The 23900-nt window shown below is 70.4% G+C and carries 25 protein-coding genes; 9 read left to right on the top strand and 16 right to left on the bottom strand.

All coding sequences use genetic code 11. The features are described from left to right. Positions 1–145: 145 nt before the first annotated feature. Positions 146–1510, bottom strand: coding sequence for a BTAD domain-containing putative transcriptional regulator (locus tag ACIQPT_RS10180; RefSeq protein WP_401154526.1), 1365 nt, complete (start codon positions 1508–1510; stop codon positions 146–148). Between the two features lie 149 nt (positions 1511–1659). Here ACIQPT_RS10180 and ACIQPT_RS10175 point away from each other — a divergent pair, with 149 nt between their 5' ends. Continuing rightward, positions 1660–2199 (top strand): hypothetical protein, encoded by a 540-nt coding sequence (locus ACIQPT_RS10175; protein ID WP_401154524.1) that lies wholly within the window; start codon positions 1660–1662, stop codon positions 2197–2199. A 28-nt stretch (positions 2200–2227) separates the two neighbouring features. Here ACIQPT_RS10175 and ACIQPT_RS10170 read toward each other — a convergent pair whose 3' ends face one another. Both ACIQPT_RS10170 and ACIQPT_RS10165 read right to left on the bottom strand, forming a co-directional pair. Then, on the bottom strand, positions 2228–3175 hold the full coding sequence (locus ACIQPT_RS10170; RefSeq protein WP_401154522.1) for a hypothetical protein: 948 nt from the start codon (positions 3173–3175) through the stop codon (positions 2228–2230). Between the two features lie 498 nt (positions 3176–3673). Then, on the bottom strand, positions 3674–4600 hold the full coding sequence (locus ACIQPT_RS10165) for a LysR family transcriptional regulator (RefSeq protein ID WP_401154520.1): 927 nt from the start codon (positions 4598–4600) through the stop codon (positions 3674–3676). A 320-nt stretch (positions 4601–4920) separates the two neighbouring features. Here ACIQPT_RS10165 and ACIQPT_RS10160 point away from each other — a divergent pair, with 320 nt between their 5' ends. The 7 genes from ACIQPT_RS10160 to coaA all read left to right on the top strand — a co-directional run bounded on the left by ACIQPT_RS10160 (position 4921) and on the right by coaA (position 11769). Then, complete coding sequence (locus tag ACIQPT_RS10160; RefSeq protein ID WP_401154518.1) at positions 4921–5388, top strand: ester cyclase; 468 nt, start codon at positions 4921–4923, stop codon at positions 5386–5388. A gap of 380 nt (positions 5389–5768) precedes the next feature. After that, positions 5769–6716, top strand: a complete 948-nt coding sequence (locus tag ACIQPT_RS10155; RefSeq protein ID WP_401154516.1) for a hypothetical protein — start codon at positions 5769–5771, stop codon at positions 6714–6716. A gap of 7 nt (positions 6717–6723) precedes the next feature. After that, the gene (locus tag ACIQPT_RS10150; protein WP_401154514.1) at positions 6724–8358 is read left to right on the top strand and encodes a M16 family metallopeptidase; all 1635 of its coding nucleotides are present in this window, start codon (positions 6724–6726) and stop codon (positions 8356–8358) included. A gap of 135 nt (positions 8359–8493) precedes the next feature. Then, positions 8494–9114, top strand: coding sequence for an RNA polymerase sigma factor (locus ACIQPT_RS10145; RefSeq protein ID WP_401154513.1), 621 nt, complete (start codon positions 8494–8496; stop codon positions 9112–9114). Then, positions 9102–10106 (top strand): CU044_5270 family protein, encoded by a 1005-nt coding sequence (locus ACIQPT_RS10140; RefSeq protein ID WP_401154511.1) that lies wholly within the window; start codon positions 9102–9104, stop codon positions 10104–10106. The genes ACIQPT_RS10145 and ACIQPT_RS10140 overlap by 13 nt, the downstream gene beginning before the upstream one ends. 105 nt (positions 10107–10211) lie before the next feature. Further along, entirely contained in the window at positions 10212–10727 is a 516-nt protein-coding gene (locus ACIQPT_RS10135) for a GNAT family N-acetyltransferase (RefSeq protein WP_401154509.1), read from the top strand. 46 nt (positions 10728–10773) lie between these two features. Then, entirely contained in the window at positions 10774–11769 is a 996-nt protein-coding gene (coaA, locus tag ACIQPT_RS10130) for a type I pantothenate kinase (protein WP_329158575.1), read from the top strand. Between the two features lie 58 nt (positions 11770–11827). Here the strand turns inward: coaA and ACIQPT_RS10125 are convergent, their stop codons facing one another. From ACIQPT_RS10125 to ACIQPT_RS10105, 5 genes are all read right to left on the bottom strand, one after another. Next, positions 11828–12427, bottom strand: a complete 600-nt coding sequence (locus ACIQPT_RS10125; RefSeq protein WP_401154507.1) for a hypothetical protein — start codon at positions 12425–12427, stop codon at positions 11828–11830. Positions 12428–12786: 359 nt separating this feature from the next. After that, positions 12787–14145 (bottom strand): phosphoglucosamine mutase, encoded by a 1359-nt coding sequence (gene glmM / locus ACIQPT_RS10120; RefSeq protein ID WP_401154505.1) that lies wholly within the window; start codon positions 14143–14145, stop codon positions 12787–12789. Between the two features lie 284 nt (positions 14146–14429). Continuing rightward, positions 14430–14966, bottom strand: a complete 537-nt coding sequence (gene rpsI, locus ACIQPT_RS10115) for a 30S ribosomal protein S9 (RefSeq protein WP_401154503.1) — start codon at positions 14964–14966, stop codon at positions 14430–14432. A gap of 44 nt (positions 14967–15010) precedes the next feature. After that, positions 15011–15454 (bottom strand): 50S ribosomal protein L13, encoded by a 444-nt coding sequence (rplM, locus tag ACIQPT_RS10110; protein ID WP_007453147.1) that lies wholly within the window; start codon positions 15452–15454, stop codon positions 15011–15013. 528 nt (positions 15455–15982) lie between these two features. Beyond that, positions 15983–17602: an ABC-F family ATP-binding cassette domain-containing protein gene (locus ACIQPT_RS10105; protein ID WP_401154501.1), complete on the bottom strand. Its 1620-nt coding sequence runs from the start codon at positions 17600–17602 to the stop codon at positions 15983–15985. Positions 17603–17669: 67 nt separating this feature from the next. On the opposite strand from ACIQPT_RS10105, the gene ACIQPT_RS10100 reads away from it, so the two are divergent. Further along, positions 17670–18521, top strand: a complete 852-nt coding sequence (locus ACIQPT_RS10100; RefSeq protein ID WP_401154500.1) for a hypothetical protein — start codon at positions 17670–17672, stop codon at positions 18519–18521. A gap of 52 nt (positions 18522–18573) precedes the next feature. Here the strand turns inward: ACIQPT_RS10100 and truA are convergent, their stop codons facing one another. The 8 genes from truA to map all read right to left on the bottom strand — a co-directional run bounded on the left by truA (position 18574) and on the right by map (position 23900). Continuing rightward, positions 18574–19428 carry a tRNA pseudouridine(38-40) synthase TruA gene (gene truA, locus ACIQPT_RS10095; protein WP_401154498.1) on the bottom strand — a complete coding sequence of 285 codons (855 nt, stop codon included), beginning with the start codon at positions 19426–19428 and terminating at the stop codon, positions 18574–18576. A 98-nt stretch (positions 19429–19526) separates the two neighbouring features. Then, complete coding sequence (gene rplQ / locus ACIQPT_RS10090) at positions 19527–20030, bottom strand: 50S ribosomal protein L17 (RefSeq protein ID WP_018960210.1); 504 nt, start codon at positions 20028–20030, stop codon at positions 19527–19529. Positions 20031–20251: 221 nt separating this feature from the next. Beyond that, positions 20252–21274: a DNA-directed RNA polymerase subunit alpha gene (locus ACIQPT_RS10085; protein WP_003966937.1), complete on the bottom strand. Its 1023-nt coding sequence runs from the start codon at positions 21272–21274 to the stop codon at positions 20252–20254. 137 nt (positions 21275–21411) lie between these two features. After that, positions 21412–21816 (bottom strand): 30S ribosomal protein S11, encoded by a 405-nt coding sequence (rpsK, locus tag ACIQPT_RS10080; RefSeq protein ID WP_003956432.1) that lies wholly within the window; start codon positions 21814–21816, stop codon positions 21412–21414. A gap of 104 nt (positions 21817–21920) precedes the next feature. Continuing rightward, positions 21921–22301 (bottom strand): 30S ribosomal protein S13, encoded by a 381-nt coding sequence (rpsM, locus tag ACIQPT_RS10075; protein ID WP_003966938.1) that lies wholly within the window; start codon positions 22299–22301, stop codon positions 21921–21923. A 194-nt stretch (positions 22302–22495) separates the two neighbouring features. Beyond that, positions 22496–22609 (bottom strand): 50S ribosomal protein L36, encoded by a 114-nt coding sequence (gene rpmJ, locus ACIQPT_RS10070; RefSeq protein WP_003956441.1) that lies wholly within the window; start codon positions 22607–22609, stop codon positions 22496–22498. Positions 22610–22668: 59 nt separating this feature from the next. Beyond that, a complete protein-coding gene (infA, locus tag ACIQPT_RS10065; RefSeq protein WP_003956442.1) occupies positions 22669–22890 on the bottom strand; it encodes a translation initiation factor IF-1 in 222 nt (73 codons plus the stop codon). A gap of 173 nt (positions 22891–23063) precedes the next feature. Further along, entirely contained in the window at positions 23064–23900 is an 837-nt protein-coding gene (map, locus tag ACIQPT_RS10060; protein ID WP_124264595.1) for a type I methionyl aminopeptidase, read from the bottom strand.

Raw genomic sequence — 23900 nt, 5'->3', positions numbered from 1 at the left:
CTGTGTGTCGCGTGTGTCGCGCCCGCCGTGCGGGTCGCCCTACACGATGACGACGAACGGGACCGGGCCCGATCGACACGCCGCCCGAATCTTTTTCACGAGCACTTTCCGCATCTTCTTCACGAGCACTTTCCGCGCTTCCTTCTCACGACGGGATCCGGCGGTCGTCGGCGTCCGACTCCGCCCGCCCGCAGACGCCCATGCTGCACCAGCGACGCCGGCCACCCGCGTCGAGGAAGAGCCACCCGCAGCCCTTCCCCGGGCAGACGCGGACGGTGAGGCGGCGGGGGTCGGCGAGCAGGTCCGCGGCGCGCTGGGCCACGGCGTACAGCGGGATCCGGGGCCCGGAACCGGAAGGCGGGCTCCAGCGCCCGAGCCCGTCCTCGCCCCGGACGAAGACCGCGTGGCGCATGGCCTCCTGGATCACCCCGGCGGCCCGGGCGAAGGCCTCGCCGCCACCCCCCACAGCCTCCGTCAGGCAGCCGTACAGCGCGCTCCGGAACTCCCGCGCTTCCTCCAGCACGGCGCTCGCCTCCTCCGGCCGCTCCTCCGCCCTCCGCAGCAGGAGGGTGACCGTACGGTCGTCGACGAGGTCCAGGTGCCCGGCCCAGACCGCGAGCGTGCGGTAGCCGCGCAGCCACTCCGAGCCGGGCCGTGGGCCGCCGCCCCACCCGGCGTAGGTGTTGCAGAACTCCAGGGCGGGGTCCCCGCTGGTGTTCCACGGCAGCCACTCCCCCCGCACCCGGACGGCGTACGTGGGCGTCACGGGCCGCCGCAGGGCCGGGTCGTCCCGGCGGACCCGGTCGTACAGGGTCCGCAGGTCCTGCCCTGGCTCGGCGTCGAAGGCGGACCGCAGGGCGCTGCGCGTGGTCCGGTAGAGCTGGAGCGCCTCCGCCGACCGCCCGCTGCGGTGCAGGGCGACCATGCTGTCCGCGACGAGCCGTTCCCGTTCGGGGTGCTCCTCGGCGAGCGGGGGCAGCTCGGCGGCCACGTGCTCGTGCCGCCCCAGCGACAGAAGGAGCCGGGCGCGCTCCTCCGCCGCCGACAGCCGCAGCACGGCGAGCCGCCGGCCGATCCGGTCGCGCAGGGCCTCGTCCGCGACGTCCGCGAGCAACTCGCCCCGCCACAGCGCCAGCGCCCGGTCGTAGTGGAGCACCCGCTCCTCGTCGTCCACGGCCGCCGCGGCCTCCCGCACCCCGTCCTCGAAGGCCCGGGTGTCGATCAGGTGATCGTCGGCACGGAGCAGGTAGCCGTCGTTGCGCGTCTCCAGGTGTACGCCGTCGGGCCCGAGGGAGGCGCGCAGCCTGCCGATGTACGTGTGCACGGCGGAACGGGCCCCGGCCGGAGCCTCGCCGTTCCAGAGCAGGTCGATGAGCCGCCCGGTCGGAACGGTCCGGCCGGCCTCCAGGACGAGGACGGCCAGCAGGCACCGCTCCTGGCGGCGCAGCCCCGCGAGCACGGGTCGCCCCCGGTGCCGGGCGGCGAAGGGTCCGAGCAACTGGAATTCCATCGGGAAAGCATCCAACTGCCCCCGCCCGCGAGGCCACCCCCGGGCCCGGCCCGCGTCGTGGTGAGCCTTTGGTGAGCGACCGGTCGCATCCTTCGACGAACAGCACTTCTGGCCACCGACTACCAGCTACCGACTTCTGGGGAGATCTCATGCGACGCAGCATCGTTCTAGGCGCTCTCGGCACGGCCTGCGCGGCCGTGGTGACACTCGGCACGGGCCCCGCCGCAGCGGCCCCGACCACCACCACCAGCACCACCGCTCCGCAGGGATCCGGCTGGGAACCGGCCCCCTCGACCCCCTGGGACGTCGCGGCGGGCGAGCGGTGCGCGTTCGCCATCCACGGCGAACCGATCGTGGACGAGGTCGTCCGACGCGAACTGCCCCCGCCCGCCGAGGGCGTCACGCGGAGCGCGTACAAGGGCGACCTCGTGGTCCGGGTGACGAACAAGGAGACCGGAGCCCATTACGACGCCGATGTGAGCGGCTCCGCCCTCGTCGATGTGTACGCCTCCGGAGCCCAGTTCTGGCGCGTGGTGGGCCCGGTGTTGGTGGGCGTCGGGGACGGCAACCTCGCCCGGGGCATGTACGTCGTCGACGGCGTCTACACGATCGGCATCGACCCGGCCGGAGCCAAGACCGTGGCCGGCCCGGTGATCACCAAGACCGATATCTGCGCGCAGATCGACTGAACGGGCGTGGGACGGCGGGCCGTTGACCTCACGCACTGAGCAGAGGCAATGCGCCACCGAACGCACGGACCTCGCTGCATTCCCCGCAGTATCCCGGCGCGGACGACCTGAAGGCCCGGTCGCAGTCGTCGCAGTTCTGGAGGGGGACGACGGGTACGGGGGCGGGCAGGGACGGCGGCAGAAGCGCGATGAGCCGGTGCCGCAGGAGCTTCGCCGGGTGCCGGAGGGGCACGGGCGGATCGTCGGTGAGCGCGCCCCGCACCGCGTCCGGCCGCATGCCCCGCTCCAGCCAGGCGGCGACCCCGGGAGTGAGCCGCTCCACGTCCGCCTCGGAGAGGACGAACAGGGGTGCGGTGACCTGAAGCCCGGCGAGCAGGCGGGCGGCCTCACCGAGCAACGCGGCGCTGGGCGTGGAGGGGACGGGCAGCGGCGGGGGCGGCGGCTTGGGGGCGGTGGGCGGCGGCACGAGCCGGGGCAGGGGCACAGGCTGCGGCTGCGGCTCGGGCTCAGGCACCACGACGGGCACCGGTACGGGTACGGGTACGGGAGCAGGCTCACGCTCCCATACGGGCTGGGCAGGGGCCGCCGCCTCCGGGTGCTTGTCCGGGTGGCTGTACGGGTGGCTGTCCGGGTGGTTGTCCGGGTGGTTGTACGACTCCGTACGCATGACGAAGCGGCCGCCACGGCCGCGTTCGCGGGTGCGCCGCAGGAACCCGTGGCGCTCCAGCTCGCGCAGGGCGGCGGCGATGCGGACCTCGCTCTCCGGGAAGATCGCGGCGAGCGCCTTGATGCCGATGCGCCTCCCGGCGGGCAGCGACTGGATGTGGGTGCCGAGGCCGATGGCCAGCAGCGACATGTCCCGGTGCTGGGAGAGCCGGTTGGAGATGATCGAGAAGCCGTCGGTGAGCCGGATGTTGATGTGTACGAGGCCGGAGGACGGGGCGCGCGAGGGCGCGCTAACCTGCTGGGTATCCATCGGGAAGGGTTCGCTTCCTAGGTGGTCAGGCCTTCGATCGGGATGCCAGTCCCGGTCGGGGGCCGTCTCATGTCTGAGGTGGTGGTCAGCGTGAGCATATGCCCGCCAACAGGTCATAAATCCAGCCCGGTTGGCACACTTCACCCGTGTGAGTGACGACGCCCTCACGCGCTTACGCGCCCGAAACGCGCCCGCGCACCCGGGGGTCAGCCACAGGCCGGTCAGGGCTGGGTTGGGTTGGGTTATTTCCCCAGTACTTAAAAGCAAGTACTCAAAAGCTTTTATGTCGCGGGTGACAGCGACGCGGTCCACCACGTCGCGGTCTGCCACGTCCCGGTCCACCGCATCGCGCTCCACCGGGTCGCGGCTGTCACGATCCGGTGAGCGCCACCTCGGGTAGCGCCGCGGCAGGGCCAAAGCCGCCAGTACATGATCTTGAGGTCAGAAGGGCCGGGAGGTCGCCCCGGAGCCGTAAGGGAACACCCGGTCGCCCGGCCGTCATACGGCTGGTCGGCGCTCCGTGGCGAGTCCGGTGATCTCGTCGCGCATGGCCTGGAGCATGGCTCGCGCGCCGGCCGACGCGTCGTGCGCCGTGACCATCGCGGTCTGTCTTCCGGGTACGAACGCGGGATCCTCGACCCGCAGCCATTTCACATCCCGCGGGATGGTGTCCGCGGCCAGAGCGGGTACCACCGAGATGCCCAATCCTGCGGCAACGAGCCCCAGGCGTGTCTGCCAGCCGCGCGCCTCGTAGGCCACCCGCGGAGCTTCAAGAGTGGGCCACGCGCCGAACTGGGGTGCGCCCTCCTTGCCGACTCCCACGATCCAGGCCTCCTGCGCCAGCTCGTCGACGTGCACCTCGTCCCGGGAAGCCAGCGGATGGGCCGCGTGGACGGCCACGCCGATGCCTCGGCCGGCGCCGATGGCCTCGACGCGCAGCCCGGTGAAGTCGTAGTCGGGAAGTCCTTCCCCGATGGCCACGACAGCCATCTCGATGCGGCCCGCACGCAGGCGGCGCAACTGGGCGGGGCTGCCCGTCTCCCACAGGCTCACGGTGAGAGCCGGGTGCGCCTTTCGCAAGCGCGCGATGGCCCGGGGCACGAGCGCAGCCGCTGCGGTGGGGTACGCGCCGACGGCCAGGCGGCCGGCGAGGCGGTCGCGGAGCCCGGCGATCTCCAGCTCGGCGGCTTGCGCATGCGCCAGCATGCGGCGCGCGTGCCGCAGCAGCGTCTCCCCGGACAGAGTCGGCCGGACCCCGCGGGCATGCCGCTCGAACAACGGGGCTCCCACCGCGGCCTCCGTGGCGATGACCTGGCGAGACACCGCGGACTGTGTGTAGCCGAGGGCTTCTGCCGCTGCTGTGAAAGATCCGCGCTGAGCCACTTCGAGCATGACCCGCAGTCCCGTCAGCGTCAGTTCTGGCATGACCCGACGGTATGCGTGAACCGGGAGACGGGCAAAGAACGACTCTCCACGCCCGGCATGGCGCGGTGACGTGACAGCGGGCCGTGCGCGAAGCCGCGTGAGAGGGAGCGTGCGATTCGGGTCGGGGTCGGCCCAGCCATGCTGTTTTCGCATGGGAGCGATGAAAAGGTCTCGCTGGTCGAATAGCTTCAGCAATGCGATGCTTTTTATGCGAGCGAAATAGCGAAGAAGCTCGCCGCCTTCGACCTCGCCCGCCCGGCATGAAACAAGTGGGCGCAGGGATTCCTATGACACCTTCAGCCCGATCCAGAGGAAACAACATGTCTGATTTCATCTCTCCCGATGACACCCGCTACGACGAGCGCTCCCGCGCGCTCATCCGCATCGGACGAAACGCCATATCCAAGGAGAATCCGAGCGCGCTGCGTGCCTACTTCAGTGAAGACTTCACGTTCCACAGCCCTGACGGTGACCTCGGGTTCGAGGGGCTTGAAATCTTCTTCGGCCAGATGCGCGACGCATTCACCAACTACTACTGCGAGCGATACGAGATCGTCTCCGCCGGGAATGTGATCGGTTGCCGGACGGAGATGGGCGGCGTCTTCGACAAGCCTTTCGACCCGACACCGTTCGGAACTGTGCAGCCGCACGGCAAGCAGGTGACGCTGACGCTGATCAATGTCTTCCGCTACGACGAGGACGGGAAGCTGGCGGAAGAATGGGTGCAGTACGACAACCTGGAGTGGCTGCGCCAGCTCGGCGTCGAACTCGCCCCCGCCTCTCGCTGACATCCGGTGGCGTTCGCGGTGGACCATGTTCCACAAGCGACCTGCCGAAGCGATTGCCCGCCCCCGTCGAACGGGGGCGGGCGTCCGCGTTCCTCCGCGCCATCGCGTTCTCCTGCGGGCCGCTGGGTCTGGAGCCCGTACGGGACGAGGAGCGGCAGGCGGGCAGGGGGCCGTTCCCCTCGGGCTCTCCGGGGGAACCCTGGCCTGCGGAAACCCCCCGGCACACACCACGCGCGGGGTGCTAGCCTCCCGTTCCGATCACCTCACCGCTCGTCCTCACCGCTCAACCACCCCCACCAGCCCCCTTCGCCGACACGCCGCGCGCTTCGTGCGCCCGGCCCCCCACCGGTCGCGTCCGATCCCAGAACCCAAGGACCGACGTGCCTCCCACCGAACCCGACCTGATACGCGCGGAGTTCGACCTCTGCCGCCAGATCCCCTCCCTCGTGGACCTCCGCACCGCCGTACGCGGGAACGACTGGGCCACCGTGGAGGCGTACTTCGACTTCCTGGACGACGAGGACGAGCGTGCCGTGGCCGCGAACCTCGTCTCCGGCCTCAGCTCCTCCGAGCGCTTCCTGGAACGCGCCGTCGCCGACCACGGGTCGCCGCTGGCCCGGACGCTGCTCGCCGCGCGCTACATCGTCGTCGGCTGGGACATCCGCAGCTCGCACACGGCGGAGCACGTGTCGCGGGATCAGTTCCAGGCGTTCCACGCGTGGCTGCGGCGTGCCGAGCGGTTGCTGATCGGCGTCTGTGCCGACGAACCGACGTACGCCCTCGCCTGGATGGAGCGGCTGACGACCGCCCGGGGCCTGGAACTCGGGGCGAGCGAGGCGCGGCGGCGGTACGACCGGCTGGCGGAGCATCACCCGCACCACATCCAGGGCCAGGTCCTGCTGCTTCAGCAGCTCTGCCCCAAGTGGGGCGGCCGCTGGGAGGACGCGTTCGGCTTCGCCCGGGCGTGCATGGACTCCGCTCCCGCGGGAAGCCACGCGGGGCGACTGGTGGCACAGGCGCACCTGGAACGCTGGCTGGACGAGAGCGACGACGGGCCCGGCGACTACCTGCGTCCGGCCGAGGTGCGCGACGACATCATGGCCGCCGCCGACCGGTCCGTACGGCACCCGGACTACCGGCCGGGCTTCCACTGGGTGGGCGACCACAACGACTTCGCCGGGGCCCTGAGCCTGGGCGGCCACCACCGGGAGGCCGCCCCGTACTTCCGCACCCTCGGGGACAAGGCCACCGAGACCCCGTGGGGTTACTGGGGCGACCGGGAAGTGCAGTTCCTCAAGCACCGCAGACGCGCACTGGCGAAGGGCTGAACCGACGATGACACAGCAGACCGAAAAGCCCACCACCACCGCCACTGCCACCACCAGCTCAGCCGCCACCGCCACCGCGACGCCCTCAAGCACCCCCGCTCCCCCGGAGCCCGGGTTCATCACCACCACCGAGGTCGACCACATACCGACCCTGCTGGCGCCCACGTCCGGCGGCCCAGTCACCGCGGGGCTGTACTTCCGGGTCGGGGCCGCGGACGAGACGCTGGCCACGGCCGGCCTCACCCACCTCGTGGAGCACCTGGCGCTGCACCGGCACGGCGTCTCGGACTTCCACTACAACGGCTCCACCGCCGCCACCCACACCCACTTCGTGGTCTCCGGCACCGCCGAGGAGGTCGTCGCCTACCTCAACGGGGTCTGCGCCTCCCTGCGGGACCTGCCGGTCGAACGCCTCGCCACCGAGCGGGAGATCCTGCGGACCGAGCAGGCGGGCCGCAGCCGTGGCCCCAACCACCAGCTGCCGCTGTGGCGTTACGGGGCCCGGGGCTACGGACTCGCCAGCTACCCGGAGTACGGCACGCTGCATCTGACGGCCGACGCGGTGCGCGACTGGGCGAGGACCTGGTTCACCCGGGACAACGCGGTGCTGTGGATCACCGGCGACACCGTGCCCGAGGGGCTGGACCTGACCCTGCCGGCCGGGCAGCGGCAGCCGCTGCCCGCGCCGACCTCGGCCCTGCCCGTCACCCCCGCGTACATCACGGGCAGCAGTGGCGGAGTGGTCCTGGACGGCATCGTGCGGCGCAGTACGGCGGCGTCCCTCTTCTCGGAGGTGCTGGGGCGGGCGCTCTACACGGACCTGCGGCAGAAGGGCGGCTACTCCTACACCGCCGACTGCGGCTACCACCCGCGCGACAACGACCATGCGACGATCACCGCCTTCGCGGACGCCCTCCCCCAGAAGCAGGACGCGGTGGTGGGCGGCTTCATCGACGTACTGGCACGGCTCGGTGCCGGAACCATCGGGCAGGCCGAACTCGACTCGGCCCGGGCGAAGCGCCTCAAGCAGTACGAGACCCCGGACCTCGGCGCGGCCTCACTGCCCTCGTACGCGCTGAACGTGCTGACGGGACACACCAACCTCACCCCCGACGAACACCGCGCCGAACTGGCCGCCGTCACCGTAGAGGACCTGCGCGACGTGGCCCGCGAACTGCACGCCTCCGCACTGATCCAGGTGCCGGGACGGGACGTGGACTGGGCGGGCTTCACTGCGGCTCCCCAGTGGTCGGCCCCGGTCCCCGACCCGGCGGGCACCGTGCACCGGTCCCGGGGCCACGACGCCGTGAGCCTGGCCGTCGGGCCGGAGGCCGTCACCTTGTCCACGCCCGACGGGCAGATCACCGTGCGGTACGACGCGTGCGCCGCGATGCGCGTCTTCCCGGACGGGGCCCGGCACCTCATCGGCTTCGACGCGTTCGTCGTGGAGGTGGAGCCGACGCTGTACGCCAAGCTCACCCCGGACCGGATCGCGGTCATCGACGCGGGGGTCCCGGCCGGGGCCGTCGTCCCCATGCCGGAGCGCGACCCGGACGAGATCCCGCAGCCCGTCGCGCGACGCGGCGGGCTGAAGGACCGGGCGCTGGGGGTGCTGCGCTCCCTGCGACCGGGACGCGGCTGACGGGCCGGGCCGGAGAAGCGGAGGGCCCGGGCGGTCGTACGACACGACATCGGCGAGCACCGCCCGTGAACCTTTCCGGCCGCTGCGGGCAACAGGGGTGACAGCCACACCGACCGACGCACCCCTGGAGGCGCAGTGACCGGACCACCTCCGGCCCGCCCGGGCACCGAGGGCGAGGCGAGAGACGACGCCGACGTCATCACGCAGTCCCTCGACGAGCCCGAACTGTTCGCCGGGCTCTACGACCGGCACGCCCCGGACATCCACCGCTACGCCGCCCGCCGGCTCGGGGAGGGCCCGGCGGACGACATCACGGCGGAGACGTTCCTCATCGCGTTCCGCACCCGGGATCGCTACGACACGGCCCACCGGCTGGCCCGGCCCTGGCTGTACGGCATCGCGGCCAATCTGATCGGCAAGCACCGCCGTACCGAGGTCCGCGCGCTGAAGGCGCTGGCCCGGACGGGCCACGACCCGGTGGCCGCGTCCTGGAGCGACCGCTCGGACGACCGGCTCGCCGTGCAGGCCCCCCTCGCCGGGGCGCTGGCCAAGCTCTCCCCCGGCGACCGGCACGTCCTGCTGCTCGTCGCCTGGGCGGACCTCGGCTACCAGGAGGTCGCCGAGGCGCTGCGGATACCGCTCGGCACGGTCAGGTCCCGGCTGAACCGGGCCCGCCGCAAGGTCCGCGAGTCCCTGAGCACCGACCCCGCGTTCGTCTCGGCCGGACAGGAGCTGAACCCGTCATGGACGAAATGACCCAGCTGCGCGAACTGCGCGCCGACGCCCCCGTACCCGACCGCGCCGCCCTCGCCCCCGGCCGCGCGCGGCTGACCGACACCATCGCGGGCAGGGGCGGCCGCCGCACGCTCCGGCAGCGGGCCGACTGGCGGATCACCTCGCTCGGCGCGGTCGTGGCGATCACCGCGGCGGCGCTCTTCGTCACCCAGATCGTCGACACCTCGGACCCCCGGCAGTCGGGTCCGGCGACCGTGGCGGGCGACCTCGACCTGTCCAGCCCGGCCGCCGCCCTGGGCCGGGCCGCGGACTTCCTGGAGCGGCAGGAGGTTCCGCCGGAGCCCCGGTCGGACCAGTGGATCTATCTCCGGGAGGTGAACCCGGACCAGGAGAAGCAGTGGAAGGAGCTGCCCGCCGAGGTCCGGAAGAAGATGCCGTGGTCGTACAGCCCGGACTCGTGGGTCCGGTACGACGACAAGGAAAAGGAAGCGGAGAACGACGAGTCCGATACCGACTACCGAACCGCCCGCGAGTCGTACCAAATCGCCGCCGACCTGCCGGAGGACCCCGAGGCGCTCCTCGCGAAACTGCGGGAGGTCTTCCCCACCGGCAGCGGCCCCGACGGCCCTCCCGAGGCCGAGGACGAGCACAGCTTCCGTGCCCTGTCGGTCCTGCTCCAGTCGTACCCGCTCCCGCCGGACGCGATGGCCAGGATCTACCGGGCGATGGCCACCATCGGGGGCGTCGAGGTGACCGACCACCTGATCCGGGACGCCTCGGGCCGCCAGGTCATCGCTGTGACCCGCGACTACGACCAGGGGGACACCCGGCGCGAGATCCTCATCGACCCGGTGGACTACAGCTACGCGGGAGACCGCGACGTGGTCACCAGGACACACGAGGTCTCCGCACCCGACGGCATCGAACCCACGGTCCACCAGCGCGGCGACATCCTGATGAACATCGCGAGGACCAGGGCGGCCGTCGTCGACGCCAAGGGCCAGAAGCCCTGACCGTACGGCTCGCACAAAGCCCGGGCGTGGGCCCGGTGTCCGGCACAGGGGAGCGGACACCGGGCCCACGGCCGTATCCCCGCGGGGCCGTGTGAGGATCACGGCATGGACGATCTGCGCTTCCGCCTCGCCGACGACACCGACCTCGCCACTCTCGTCCGTCTGCGCGACGACGCCGCCCGCTGGATGATCGCCCAGGGGATCACCGGCCAGTGGCGGCCCAGCCAGCTGGACGAGGACCATTTCCGCCGCATCATGGCGAAGGGTGAGGTCTGGCTAGCCGAGGCCGACGGCCGCGTGGCCGGAGCCTGGGAGCTGTGGTGGCAGGACGAGGACGCCTGGGGGCCACAGCCGCCGGTGGCCGGCTATGTGCATCGTCTGATGGTGGACCACAGGAGCACCGAGCCGGGGACGGGGAGTCTTCTGCTCCGTGCCGCGGAGCACCGCGTCGCCGCCGCGGGCCGGACGTTCGTCCGTCTGGACTGCCTGGCCGAGAACACGCGCCTGAACGCCTACTACCTGGACGCCGGCTACCGGGTCGTGGGCCACAAAGCGGGAAAGCCGCAGCCGGTCGGTGCGCCCAAGTCGTTCACCCTCCTGGAGAAGGCCACACCCACGTGACCGACCCCACCCCCCACTCCGTTAAAACTCCCGCAACAATGAACACGTGATCACTTCGCCCGCACGGAGCCCCCACCGTCGCACCGAGCATGCGCCGACCCCCTACGTCGACCTCTCGCGCGACGAGTGGAGCGCGCTGCGGGACAAGACCCCGCTGCCGCTGACCGCCGACGAGGTGGAGCGGCTGCGGGGCCTCGGCGACGTCATCGACCTCGACGAGGTGCGGGACGTCTATCTGCCGCTCTCTCGGCTGCTCAACCTGTACGTCCAGGCCACCTCCGGGCTGCGCGGCGCGCTGAACACCTTCCTCGGGGACGCCGGGAACGGGCACGGGGCACAGCGCGGCACCCCGTTCGTCATAGGGGTCGCGGGCAGTGTCGCCGTCGGCAAGTCCACCAGCGCCCGCATCCTCCAGGCGCTGCTGGCCCGCTGGCCCGAGCACCCGCGCGTCGAGCTGGTGACCACGGACGGGTTCCTGCTGCCGATGAAGGAGCTCAAGGCGCGCGGGCTGACCTCCCGCAAAGGGTTCCCGGAGTCCTACGACCGGCGCGCCCTGACCCGCTTCGTCGCGGACATCAAGGCGGGCAAGGACGAGGTGACCGCGCCCGTCTACTCGCACCTGATCTACGACATCGTCCCCGGCGAGCGGCTCACCGTGCGCCGCCCCGACATCCTCATCGTCGAGGGCCTGAACGTCCTGCAGCCCGCGCTGCCCGGCAGCGACGGCCGCACCAGGGTCGGGCTCGCCGACTACTTCGACTTCAGCGTGTACGTGGACGCGCGCGCCGAGGACATCGAGACCTGGTATCTGAACCGCTTCCGCAAGCTGCGCGCCACGGCGTTCCAGGACCCGTCCTCGTACTTCCGCAAGTACACCCAGGTCTCCGAGGAGGAGGCGCTGGACTACGCGCGCACCATGTGGCGGACCATCAACAAGCCGAACCTGCTGGAGAACGTGGCCCCGACGCGCGGCCGCGCCACCCTGGTGCTCCGCAAGGGCCCGGACCACAAGGTCCAGAGGCTCTCCCTGCGCAAGCTCTGACCGCTTCGGCCCGGAAGGGCGGGCAGACCCGTACCGGTCATCTGCCCGCCGGCTGAGGTTACCGGCGCACATCTGCGTCGTTCGCCCGGCGGCGTCGGTGGTACGCGACGGTGAGGATCGCCAGGAGCGGGCCCCAGGCGAGGAGCGGGGCGTACGTCGTCCACAGCGCCCAGGCGGCCGGACCGCTGGTAGGGAAGCCGTCGCCGTTATCGTTCATCGGCTCCACGAAACCGAAGATCTGGTTCAGCACGCCGTACGCGCAGAGCATCATGATCAGCGCTGCCCCGAGTGCGGCCGGAATGACCACCGCCGGGATCGGGATCCGTCTGCCGCGCAGCCTCGGCACCCAACGCGGGACGACTTCGCCCCAAGGTCGCACCAGCCCGAGGGCGAGCAGCGCGAGCCCTTCGGAGACCACGGACAGCCCGATCACGTACGGGCGTTCCCACACCGCCCACGGGAAGTCCGCGTCGTAGCCGGCCAGGCCCAGCACGAGCGCAACACGCCACAACCCGGATGGCAGGACACACAGCGGAATGGCATGGGCCACCCGGACCGCCCAGCGGGGAACGGACTCGACGGGTTTACGGACGGCCGGTGCGCCGACCGATGTCTCGGCTGCCGTCGCTACTGCTGTGGCCCTGGGCCGCGTGGTCATGTGTGCCCTCCCCGACGAGATCCGACGTTGTCGATCTTCGCGTGCGGAGTGGGTGCTCAGCATCCGCCGCCGGGTTGACCGGGCTCGCCCGCGCGGCGGACGCCGGGGCGACCACAGGACGACACCGTCCGCGTCCGCGCTCTCTGCCGGTGACCAGGCCCGCGCTCCGGGCACCCCTCGGCGGGCACACGCTGCGGCTTGCCCTGCTTCATCCTCGGAGCCGGGCCGCAGCCGCTCAGCGTTGTTTTCGGCGAAACCTACGGGCCCCATGGAAGGTCCGGCGTGTACAGAAGGCCCCGGCGAGCACGCCGGGGCCTCCGTACGCGGGTGACCCGTGCACCGGGTCGGACGGCCGGGGCTCAGCCCAGCGCGGACTTCACCACATCGGCCAGCCGGCCCGCGACGGCCCGCGCCTGCTCGATGTCGGCGGCCTCGACCATGACCCGCACCAGCGGCTCCGTACCCGACTGGCGCAGCAGGACACGCCCGGTCTCGCCGAGCTCGCGCTCCGCCTCGACGACCGCGGTGGCCAGCTCGGACGAGGTGTTCACCCGGGTCTTGTCGACGTCGGGCACGTTGATGAGGACCTGCGGCAGGCGCTGCATGACCCCGGCCAGCTCGGCGAGGCCCCGGCCGGTGGCGGCGACGCGGGCCGCCAGCATCAGGCCGGTCAGCGTGCCGTCGCCGGTCGTGGCGTGGTCCAGGACGATGACGTGCCCGGACTGCTCGCCGCCGAGCGCGAAGCCCTCGGCCTTCATCGACTCCAGTACGTACCGGTCGCCGACCGCCGTCTGGACGAGCCGGATGCCCTCGCGCTCCATGGCCAGCTTGAAGCCGAGGTTCGACATCACGGTGCCGACGACGGTGTCCTTGCGCAGCTGACCGGCGTCCCGCATCGCGAGGGCCAGCACGGCGAGGATCTGGTCGCCGTCGACCTCCTCGCCCGCCGCGTCCACGGCGAGGCAGCGGTCGGCGTCGCCGTCGTGCGCGATGCCGAGGTCGGCCCCGTGCTCGACGACGGCGGCGCGCAGCAGCTCCAGGTGGGTGGAGCCACAGCCGTCGTTGATGTTCAGGCCGTCCGGGTCCGCCCCGATGGTGACGACCTCGGCCCCGGCCCGCGCGAACGCCTCGGGCGAGACCCGGGCGGCGGCGCCGTGCGCCTCGTCCAGGACGACCTTGAGGCCGTCGAGGCGGTTCGGGAGGACGCCGATGAGGTGGGCGACGTACCGGTCGAAGCCCTCCGTGTAGTCGGTGACCCGGCCCACGCCGGCGCCGGTCGGGCGGCTCCACGGCGCACCGGTGCGGTGCTGCTCGTAGACCGTCTCGATCCGGTCCTCCAGCTCGTCGGCGAGCTTGTGGCCGCCGCGCGCGAAGAACTTGATGCCATTGTCAGGCATCGCGTTGTGGCTGGCGGAGAGCATCACGCCGATGTCCGCGCCGAGCGAGCCGGTCAGATACGCCACGGCGGGCGTCGGCAGCACGCCGACGCGCAGCACGTCCACACCCGCGCTCGCCAGGCCCGCCACGACGGCGGCCTCCAGGAACTCTCCGGATGCCCGCGGATCACGTCCGACCACGGCGGTCGGGCGATGGCCCGCGACGGCGCCCGCCTCGGCGATGACGTGCGCCGCCGCGACCGAGAGGCCGAGCGCGAGCTCGGCCGTCAGATCGGCGTTGGCGACACCGCGTACTCCATCCGTACCGAAGAGTCGTCCCACTGGTGTCCTCCGAAGTGCTCCGAAACCACAAACCACTGCACAGCAAACGAACTGAGCAACCAAACAACGCATGCAACGAAAGCAACGCAAAAACGCAAAAGGGCACGTCGGATGGCATGGCGCGACCGACCTGCGAGATGCGCGACGGCGCTCACCGGGCCCGCGGTCCCGTGCGGGCCGATGAACGTCTTATGCCGTTATACGCCCGCGAGGGCGTATAAACGAACGCCCCAGCAGCACAGAGTGTGCCGCCGGGGCGAACGTGACAGTCGAGCAGGCGATATTTAGCGCTTGCTGTACTGCGGGGCCTTACGGGCCTTCTTGAGACCGGCCTTCTTGCGCTCGACCGCACGGTCGTCGCGGGAGAGGAAGCCGTTCTTCTTCAGCGTGGCGCGGTTGTTGTCCACGTCCGCCTCGTTCAGCGAGCGGGCCACACCGAGGCGCAGGGCACCGGCCTGACCGGAGACACCGCCACCCGAGATGCGGGCCACGACGTCGTAGCGACCGTCGAGCTCGAGAACCTTGAAGGGCTCGTTGACTTCCTGCTGGTGCACCTTGTTGGGGAAGTAGTCCTCAAGGGTGCGACCGTTGATCTTCCACTTGCCGGTGCCCGGGATGATCCGGACGCGGGCGATGGCGTTCTTGCGACGGCCAAGGCCGGCCGCGGGCTGCGGGTCGCCGAAGCGGCCGGCGAGCGACTCGGAGGTGTACTCACCCTCGACGGGGACCTCCGACTCGAAGGTGGTCACCTCGGCGAAGGTCTCTTCGCCCTCGGTGGCCTCGGTGCCCTCGACGGGCGTCTCAACAGTGGTCTCGGCCACGATTCTCCTCAGATCTTTCTGTATGTCTTAGGGGGTGGCCGGAACTACTGCGCGACCTGGGTGATCTCGAACGGGACCGGCTGCTGAGCAGCGTGCGGGTGCTGGTCGCCCGCGTAGACCTTGAGCTTCGAGATCATCTGACGGCCCAGGGTGTTCTTGGGGATCATGCCCTTGATGGCCTTCTCGACGGCCTTCTCGGGGTTCTTCGCGAGGAGCTCGTCGTAGCGCACCGAACGGAGACCGCCCGGGAAGCCCGAGTGGCGGTACGCCATCTTCTGGGTCTTCTTGTTGCCGGACAGGTGAACCTTGTCGGCATTGATGATGATGACGAAGTCGCCCATGTCCATGTGGGGGGCGTAAATCGCCTTGTGCTTGCCTCGGAGGAGGTTCGCAGCCGTGGTGGCAAGACGGCCCAGGACGATGTCCTGAGCGTCAATGATGTGCCACTGGCGCGTGACATCGCCGGGCTTGGGGCTGTACGTACGCACTTCGCAGCCTTCGCTTCTTCAGTGGATGGGATCCAGACACACGGCACCTCTGAAGCGATCATGCAGCTGGGGCTCACAATGCCGGGGACGCTGCCCGTATGCGAGCCACTGGTAACTGCTCCAGGGAACCTACGTAAGGCCCTTCGCGTGAGAACGACGAAGCCAATACGTATAACAAACCTGAACCCTACCGGGGAGCCCCCGGCCGGGTCAAAACGACCCCGCACCCATCCAGCCCCGCGCGCCTCCTCCGCCCCGCCGCGCCCTCTCACGCTTGAGGCGACCGTTCCAGCCCCGCCGACGCTTGAGGCGACCGTTTCAGCCCCGCCGCACCCTCCCAGCCCCGCCGGCGCTTGAGGCGATCTTTTCCAGCCCGGCCGCACACATCCAGCCCCGCCGGCGTTTGAGGCGCGGGGGCCCGGGGGCAGCGTCCCCGCAACGGCGCCGCACGGCACCCCGCACCCGCACCGCACCCACCACCTCACCCCCGCCCGCCGACCGCCGACCGCCGACCCCCGACCGCCAAGGTCACCGCACCCGCTCAACCCTCCGCTCATCCCACACCGGCTCAGACGTCTCCCGCACGACCCCGTCCGACCCGAACACCAGATACCGGTCGAACGACTTCGCGAACCACCGGTCGTGCGTGACGGCCATCACCGTGCCGTCGTACACCTCCAGCCCGTCCTGCAACGCCTCCGCCGACTCCAGGTCCAGGTTGTCCGTGGGCTCGTCCAGCAGCAGCGCCGTCGTGCCCGCCAGCTCCAGCAGCAGGATCTGGAACCGCGCCTGCTGCCCACCCGACAGCCGCTCGAAGTCCTGGTCCCCCTGCCGCTCCAGCTCGTACCGCCGCAGCACCGACATCGCCCCGCCCCGGTCCTTGGCGTGCTCGGTCCAGAGGATCTCCACCAGCGTCTTGCCGAGCAGCTCCGGATGCGCGTGCGTCTGGGCGAAGTGCCCCGGCACGACCCGCGCCCCGAGCTTCCACTCCCCCGTGTGCGCCACCGGCTCCCCCGCCAGCAGCCGCAGGAAGTGCGACTTGCCGGACCCGTTGGAGCCGAGGACCGCGACGCGCTCCCCGTAGTAGATCTCCAGGTCGAACGGCTTCATCAGCCCGGTCAGCTCCAGGTTCTTGCAGGTCACCGCCCGCACCCCGGTCCGCCCACCGCGCAGCCGCATCCTGATGTCCTGCTCGCGCGGCGGCTCCGGCGGCGGGCCCGCCTCCTCGAACTTCTTGAAGCGCGTCTGCATCGCGTGGTAGCGGTTCGCCATGTCGGGGCTGTTCGCCGCCTGCTGCCGCATCCGCAGGACGAGCGCCTTCAGCCGGGCGTGCTCCTCCTGCCAGCGCCGCAGCAGCTCCTCGAAGCGGGCGAACCGCTCCTTGCGGGCGTCGTGGTACGTGGCGAAGCCGCCACCGTGCACCCACACATCGCTGCCCGCCGCGCTCGGCTCGACGCTGACGATCTTCTCGGCGGCCCGGGAGAGCAGCTCCCGGTCGTGGGAGACGAAGAGGACCGTCTTACGGGTCTCCTTCAGCTTCCCCTCCAGCCACCGCTTGCCGGGGACGTCCAGATAGTTGTCCGGCTCGTCGAGGAGCAGGACCTCGTCGGGCCCGCGCAGCAGCGCCTCCAGCACCAGCCGCTTCTGCTCACCGCCGCTGAGCGTGCGCACCTCGCGCCACTGTGCCTTCTCGTACGGGACGCCCAGCGCGGCCGTGGTGCACATGTCCCAGACCGTCTCGGCCTCGTACCCGCGCGCCTCCGCCCAGTCGCTCAGCGCCTGCGCGTACGCCATCTGCGCGGCCTCGTCGTCGACGGTGAGGATGCGCTCCTCGGCCGCGTCGACGGCCTTCGCAGCCTCCTTGATCCGGGGCTGGGCCACGGACACCAGCAGGTCCCGCACCGTCCGCTCGTCCCGCACCGAGCCCACGAACTGCGGCATCACGCCGAGCCCGCCGCTCACCGAGACCGTGCCGCCGTGCGGCTGGAGCTCACCGGCCAGCAGCCGCAGCAGCGTCGTCTTGCCGGCGCCGTTCGCCCCGACGAGCGCGACGACGGCCCCGTCGGCCACCCGGAACGAGGCGTCGCCGAGCAGCACCCGCCCGTCCGGTAGGTAGTACTCCAGGTGGCCTGCTTCGAGATGTCCCATACAGAGCATTGTCACGGTCCGCGAAGCCCAGGCCCAACCGGTTTACCGATAGCCCTAAACTGCGCGCATGAGCTTTGGGCAAGGGGGGGCCTCCTGGGGGCCCGGGGGCGACGGGACTCCGGACTGGGCGGCGCTGGCGGATCAATCCGCGGCGCGCGCCCGCCGGAAGAAACTGCTGATGATCGGCGGCGGCGTGCTGGCCACCGTGGCGATCGGCGCGATCGTGACGACCGCCGTGGTCACGTCGAACGGCGGCGGCACCGGCAAGGCGGACAAGAACGCGAGCCAACTGCCCGCACCCGCCGACCTCCCCGAGGACACCTCGGCCCCCGCGCCCTCCTTCTCCTCGGTCGCACCGCCGCCCCCGCCGGACCCCAAGGACTACATATCCAGCGCCAAGAAGGACAAGGCGCCGATCACCGTCGACGGGTTCTTCCCCGGCAAGAAACTCACGATGGGCGACCGCGTCCACTTCAAGGGCGCGACGAGCAGCGCCGCGAACTGCGCGACGGGCACCCAGGGCGCCCTCGGCTCGGTCCTCGCGAACAACGGCTGCACCCAGCTCATCCGGGCCACCTACCGCAAGGACGGGGTGGCCTTCACGGTCGGCATCGCCGTCTTCGACACGGAGGCCCGCGCGAAGAAGACCGTCGACCAGGCCTCGGGCGGCCTCGCCTCCCTCAGCGGCGGGGGCGTCGACACCTTCTGCCGGGGCGGCACGGTCTGCCTGCGCACCACCAACTCCTACGGCCGTTACGCCTACTTCACCGTCGGCGGCTTCGTGAACGGCAAGCGGGTCACCACCGCAGACAAGGACGTCTACGCGGTCAACAAGGACCTGACGAACTTCACCTTCCACCAGATTCACCGGCGGGGCCAGCTCCAGGCCTCCCAGGCGGTCGCAGAGCCCAACGGCTGACGCGCACGCCGAACTCCCGGGACCCGCCCGGGAGTTCGCCGCGCAACAGCGCTCAGCAGCAGCCCGCCCCCGGCAACGTCCGCACGTTCCGGGCCTCCACGGCCCTGGCCGCCAGCAAGTCGTCGGCCGGGTAGGCCACTTCCTCCAGCGTCAGCCCGTGCGGCCGCACCACGTGCACCGCGGGGTCGCGCACCTTCGCGGCGAGCACCTCGGCGGGCCAGCCGGCCGGCCGCCGCCCGTCGCCGACGAACAACGCCGCCCCGATCAGGGCCCGCACCATGTTGTGGCAGAACGCGTCCGCCTGCACGGTCGCACTGAGGACCCCGGAGTCGGGATCCCGTACCCAGCCGAACTTCTGGAGCGTACGGATGGTCGTCGCACCCTCACGCTTCTTGCAGTACGCGGCGAAGTCGTGCTCCCCCACCATCAGCGCGGCCGCCTCGTTCATCGCGTCCACGTCCAACGGCCGGTCGTGCCACAGCACATGACCCCGGGTCAGCGGGTCGACCCCGCCGGGCCGGTCGCCCACCCGGTAGGTGTAACGACGCCACAGCGCGGAGAACCGGGCGTTGAACCCGGCCGGAGCGGGGGCCGCGCGCCAGATCCGTACGTCCAGCGGCAGCCGGCCCGCCAGCCGCCGCAGCAGCTTCTCCTCGTGCTCGGCCCACACCGCTTCCGGCAGGTCCACATGGGCCACCTGGCCGCGCGCGTGCACCCCGGCGTCCGTGCGGCCCGCCACCGTCAGGTCGTACGTCACCGCCGAGCGCGTCACGGTCCGCAGCGCGTCCTCGATCTCGCCCTGCACCGTGCGCCGGCTGGTCTGTTTCGCCCAGCCGGAGAAGTCCTTGCCGTCGTAGGACAGGTCGAGTCGTACCCGTACGAACCCGGGCTCAGCCTCGTCACTCACCGCGTCTCCTCTCCCTACCCCTGCTCAGCCTGCTCAGCAGAACGGGCCCGCACCGCCCCGAAGGGTGATGCGGACCCGTCCCGTGGTCGCTAGAACGCTCAGGCGTCCTTGGACTCCGCGTCGTCGGCCGGCTTGGCGTCCTCGACGGACTCGGCCGCGGGGGCCTCGTCCTTCTTGAGGGCGTCTTCCTTGACCGCACGCTTCGTCGCGGCCTCGGCCTCACCGGTGGCCTGCTGGGCCACGGTCAGCGCCTCGACCAGCTCGATGACCGCCATCGGGGCGTTGTCGCCACGACGGTTGCCGATCTTGGTGATACGGGTGTAACCACCGGGGCGGTTCTCGTATCGGGGAGCGATCTCGGTGAAGAGCGTGTGGACGATGCTCTTGTCCGTGATCGTCTGGAGCACCAGGCGACGGTTGTGGATGTCGCCCTTCTTCGCCTTGGTGACGAGGCGCTCGGCGACCGGACGCAGGCGACGGGCCTTGGCCTCGGTCGTCGTGATGCGGCCGTGCTCGAACAGCGACTTCGCCAGGTTGGCGAGGAGCAGACGCTCGTGCGCGGCGCTGCCGCCCAGACGGGCACCCTTTGCGGGACGCGGCATGGTGATTCTCCTTGTGTGCTGCACCGGCCGTATCAGGTACCGGTGTCAGTTCCCGCGAGGCGGACGCCTCCCGGAAGTCATAAGTGCCGGACGGCATTCAAGCCCGCCCGACGTTCACGCCGGACATCAGCCAAATTCAAGCCCGTCCGGCGATTGAGGACAAAGCCTCAGCCCCGGCCCGGGGGACCCTCAAAACCGGGCACCCCCAGCCGGGAGGCGACTCAGTACTGCTCGGTCTCCACGAAACCGGCGTCCGCGTCGTCGTCCGCACCGAAGGCGTCGGCGGCGGCGGTCGGGTCGAAGCCGGGAGGCGAGTCCTTGAGCGCGAGGCCCATACCGGCCAGCTTCGCCTTGACCTCGTCGATCGACTTGGCGCCGAAGTTGCGGATGTCGAGCAGGTCCGCCTCGGAACGGGCCACGAGCTCACCCACGGAGTGGATGCCCTCGCGCTTGAGGCAGTTGTACGACCGAACGGTGAGCTCGAGCTCCTCGATCGGCAGGGCGAGATCGGCGGCGAGCGCGGCGTCCGTCGGGGACGGGCCCATGTCGATGCCCTCGGCGTCGATGTTGAGCTCGCGCGCCAGACCGAACAGCTCGACCAGGGTCTTACCGGCCGACGCCATGGCGTCACGGGGACGCATGGCCTGCTTGGTCTCGACGTCGACGATCAGCTTGTCGAAGTCGGTGCGCTGCTCGACACGGGTCGCCTCGACCTTGTACGTGACCTTGAGCACCGGCGAGTAGATGGAGTCGACCGGGATGCGGCCGATCTCCTGGCCGACCTGCTTGTTCTGGACGGCGGAGACGTAGCCGCGACCGCGCTCGACGGTCAGCTCCATCTCCAGCTTGCCCTTGCCGTTGAGCGTGGCGAGAACGAGGTCGGGGTTGTGCACCTCGACACCGGCCGGGGGCGCGATGTCGGCGGCGGTGACCAGACCCGGGCCCTGCTTGCGCAGGTACATCACGACGGGCTCGTCGTGCTCCGAGGAGACGACCAGCTGCTTGATGTTGAGGATCAGGTCGGTGACGTCCTCCTTGACGCCCGGCACGGTGGTGAACTCGTGCAGGACACCGTCGATCCGGATGCTGGTGACAGCGGCACCGGGGATCGAGGAGAGGAGCGTGCGGCGGAGGGAGTTGCCGAGGGTGTAACCGAAGCCCGGCTCCAGCGGCTCGATCACGAACCGGGAGCGGAACTCGTCGACGACCTCTTCGGTCAGCGACGGACGCTGAGCGATAAGCATGCGGTGATCCTTCAGTCGTGGGCACCCACTATTTGATGCCCGACAGATGTAACAAGGGTACGGGCGGTACGCCCCGTAAGAGGTGTACCGCCCGGACCTGACGCTACTGACGCACGGCCGTCACCGGCCGTGACGGGTCAGACGCGGCGACGCTTCGGCGGACGGCAGCCGTTGTGCGGCGTCGGGGTGACGTCCTGGATCGAACCGACCTCGAGGCCCGTGGCCTGGAGGGAGCGGATCGCGGTCTCACGGCCGGAGCCGGGACCCTTGACGAAGACGTCGACCTTGCGCATGCCGTGCTCCTGCGCGCGGCGGGCGGCCGACTCGGCGGCCATCTGCGCGGCGAAGGGGGTGGACTTGCGCGAGCCCTTGAAGCCGACGTGGCCGGCGGAGGCCCAGGAGATCACGTTGCCCGAGGGGTCCGTGATCGAGACGATGGTGTTGTTGAACGTGCTCTTGATGTGGGCGTGCCCGTGAGCGACGTTCTTCTTTTCCTTGCGACGCACCTTCTTGGCTGCGCCCTGACGACCCTTGGGGGGCATGTCTTGACTCCAGATGGAGAGGGGAGGTGATCGGTCCTACAGCGAAGACCGCTGGTTGCTGCGGGTTCCGGAGAACCGGAGGTCCGCAGTGCGTCCGCTGAGGACTACTTCTTGCCCGGCTTCTTCTTACCGGCGATGGCGCGACGCGGGCCCTTGCGGGTACGCGCGTTCGTGCTGGTGCGCTGACCGTGGACGGGCAGGCCACGACGGTGGCGGATGCCCTGGTAGCAGCCGATCTCGACCTTGCGGCGGATGTTCGCCTGGACCTCACGGCGGAGGTCACCCTCGGTGCGGAGGTTGGCGTCCACGTGCTCGCGGATCTTGACGAGGTCTTCCTCGGCCAGGTCGCGAACGCGGGTGTTCGGGTTCACGCCGGTGGAGGCGAGGATCTCCTTGGACCGGGTGCGCCCGATACCGAAGACGTAGGTGAGGGCAACCTCCACGCGCTTTTCGCGCGGGATGTCAACACCTGAAACGCGTGCCATTCAATGGCTCCAGTTGTTATTTCGGGGGTCTTCCGCAGGGCCACTCCCGACCGCCGACCGCTCCTGTGGAGCAGTGGTACGTCCGGGTCTCCGGCCCCCGCCGGAGGTGTCGTCAGCCGTGGCTTGGACGGGCTCTGCGTATGTACGTATTACGTGCGTCGCGCGAAGAACTGCGAGATGCAGGTGGTCGTGCGTCAGCCCTGGCGCTGCTTGTGGCGCAGGTTGTCGCAGATGACCATGACCCGACCGTGACGGCGGATCACCTTGCACTTGTCGCAGATCTTCTTGACGCTCGGCTTGACCTTCATGGGATGTCAGGTTCTCCGGGTCAGTGCCATCACCCGCCGAAACGGGGTGCCGGCAAGATCTACTTGTAGCGGTAGACGATCCGGCCACGCGTCAGGTCGTACGGAGAGAGCTCCACCACGACCCGGTCATCCGGGAGGATGCGGATGTAGTGCATCCGCATCTTGCCGCTGATGTGCGCCAGGACCTTGTGACCGTTCTGGAGCTCCACCTTGAACATTGCGTTCGGGAGGGACTCGATCACGGTGCCCTCAATCTCGATGGCACCTTGCTTCTTGGCCACGCTTCGCCTTTCGAATCGGCTACCTTGATCGGCTCCTGTTTCATCGGTGCGCCGTATGCGGGCACACTGATGCACGAGAGCCGACGAGTCAGTCTACGTCAGCGGACTCCAAAAGACGAATCCGTCAAGTTTGCCCACTGCCGGTGATCCTTAGACCTGCCGGAGGGGTTGCGTCACCCGAGGGGGTCGGGAGCCGCCGTCACGCCGTACTCCGCGAGCTTGGCCCGGCCGCAGTCCGGGGCGGTCAGGACCAGCGGTCCCTGCTCCGTCAGGGCGATGGAGTGCTCCCAGTGCGAGGACCAGGTGCCGTCCGTCGTGATGACCGTCCAGTCGTCGCTCAGGGTCTCCGTCCGGGCCGTGCCGAGGGAGACCATGGGCTCGATCGCCAGGCAGACGCCCGGGACCAGCTTGATGCCCTTGCCGCGCTTGCGGGAGACGTAGTTCAGCAGGTGCGGGTCCATGTGCATCTCGGTGCCGATGCCATGGCCGCCGAAGTCCTCGATGATCCCGTACTTCCCGGTCGCCGGGCGGGGCTGGCGGCGGATGTAGGACTCGATCGCCCGGGAGACGTCGACGAGGCGGTTGTTCACCTTCATCGCGGCGATCCCGGCCCACATCGACTCCTCGGTCACCCGGGAGAGCTCGACCAGCTCCGGTGCGTGACCGGTGCCCACGAACGCGGTGTACGCCGCGTCGCCGTGCCAGCCGTCCACGATCGCGCCGGCGTCGATCGAGATGATGTCGCCGTCCTTCAGGACCGTCTTCTCGTCCGGGATGCCGTGGACGACGACCTCGTTGACCGAGGTGCAGATGGTCGCGGGGAACCCGCCGTACCCGAGGAAGTTCGACTTCGCGCCGTGGTCGGCGATCACCTTGCGGGCGACCTGGTCCAGGTCGTGCGTGGTGGCCCCGGGGACGGCCGCCTCACGGGTGGCGGCGTGAATGGCAGCGACCACCAGGCCCGCCTCGCGCATCTTCGCGATCTGCTCGGGGGTCTTGATCTGCACCAT

The sequence above is a fragment of the Streptomyces sp. NPDC091289 genome, from assembly GCF_044757365.1.
Classification (GTDB): Bacteria; Actinomycetota; Actinomycetes; order Streptomycetales; family Streptomycetaceae; genus Streptomyces.
Note: the sequence above shows the minus strand (reverse complement) of the source record. Positions and strands in the feature narration are given on the sequence as shown.

What these genes read in the sequence shown, in the direction of transcription:
- ACIQPT_RS10170 (WP_401154522.1), bottom strand. Translation starts at nt 3,175, where the DNA reads ATGGATACCCAGCAGGTTAGCGCGCCCTCGCGCGCCCCGTCCTCCGGC.
- ACIQPT_RS10105 (WP_401154501.1), bottom strand. Translation starts at nt 17,602, where the DNA reads ATGGGACATCTCGAAGCAGGCCACCTGGAGTACTACCTACCGGACGGG.
- rplQ (WP_018960210.1), bottom strand. Translation starts at nt 20,030, where the DNA reads ATGCCGCGTCCCGCAAAGGGTGCCCGTCTGGGCGGCAGCGCCGCGCAC.
- ACIQPT_RS10125 (WP_401154507.1), bottom strand. Translation starts at nt 12,427, where the DNA reads ATGACCACGCGGCCCAGGGCCACAGCAGTAGCGACGGCAGCCGAGACA.
- ACIQPT_RS10100 (WP_401154500.1), top strand. Translation starts at nt 17,670, where the DNA reads ATGAGCTTTGGGCAAGGGGGGGCCTCCTGGGGGCCCGGGGGCGACGGG.
- ACIQPT_RS10135 (WP_401154509.1), top strand. Translation starts at nt 10,212, where the DNA reads ATGGACGATCTGCGCTTCCGCCTCGCCGACGACACCGACCTCGCCACT.
- rpsK (WP_003956432.1), bottom strand. Translation starts at nt 21,816, where the DNA reads ATGCCCCCCAAGGGTCGTCAGGGCGCAGCCAAGAAGGTGCGTCGCAAG.
- ACIQPT_RS10085 (WP_003966937.1), bottom strand. Translation starts at nt 21,274, where the DNA reads ATGCTTATCGCTCAGCGTCCGTCGCTGACCGAAGAGGTCGTCGACGAG.
- rpmJ (WP_003956441.1), bottom strand. Translation starts at nt 22,609, where the DNA reads ATGAAGGTCAAGCCGAGCGTCAAGAAGATCTGCGACAAGTGCAAGGTG.
- ACIQPT_RS10140 (WP_401154511.1), top strand. Translation starts at nt 9,102, where the DNA reads ATGGACGAAATGACCCAGCTGCGCGAACTGCGCGCCGACGCCCCCGTA.
- map (WP_124264595.1), bottom strand. Translation starts at nt 23,900, where the DNA reads ATGGTGCAGATCAAGACCCCCGAGCAGATCGCGAAGATGCGCGAGGCG.
- rpsM (WP_003966938.1), bottom strand. Translation starts at nt 22,301, where the DNA reads ATGGCACGCGTTTCAGGTGTTGACATCCCGCGCGAAAAGCGCGTGGAG.
- ACIQPT_RS10180 (WP_401154526.1), bottom strand. Translation starts at nt 1,510, where the DNA reads ATGGAATTCCAGTTGCTCGGACCCTTCGCCGCCCGGCACCGGGGGCGA.
- ACIQPT_RS10160 (WP_401154518.1), top strand. Translation starts at nt 4,921, where the DNA reads ATGTCTGATTTCATCTCTCCCGATGACACCCGCTACGACGAGCGCTCC.
- ACIQPT_RS10165 (WP_401154520.1), bottom strand. Translation starts at nt 4,600, where the DNA reads ATGCCAGAACTGACGCTGACGGGACTGCGGGTCATGCTCGAAGTGGCT.
- ACIQPT_RS10175 (WP_401154524.1), top strand. Translation starts at nt 1,660, where the DNA reads ATGCGACGCAGCATCGTTCTAGGCGCTCTCGGCACGGCCTGCGCGGCC.
- ACIQPT_RS10150 (WP_401154514.1), top strand. Translation starts at nt 6,724, where the DNA reads ATGACACAGCAGACCGAAAAGCCCACCACCACCGCCACTGCCACCACC.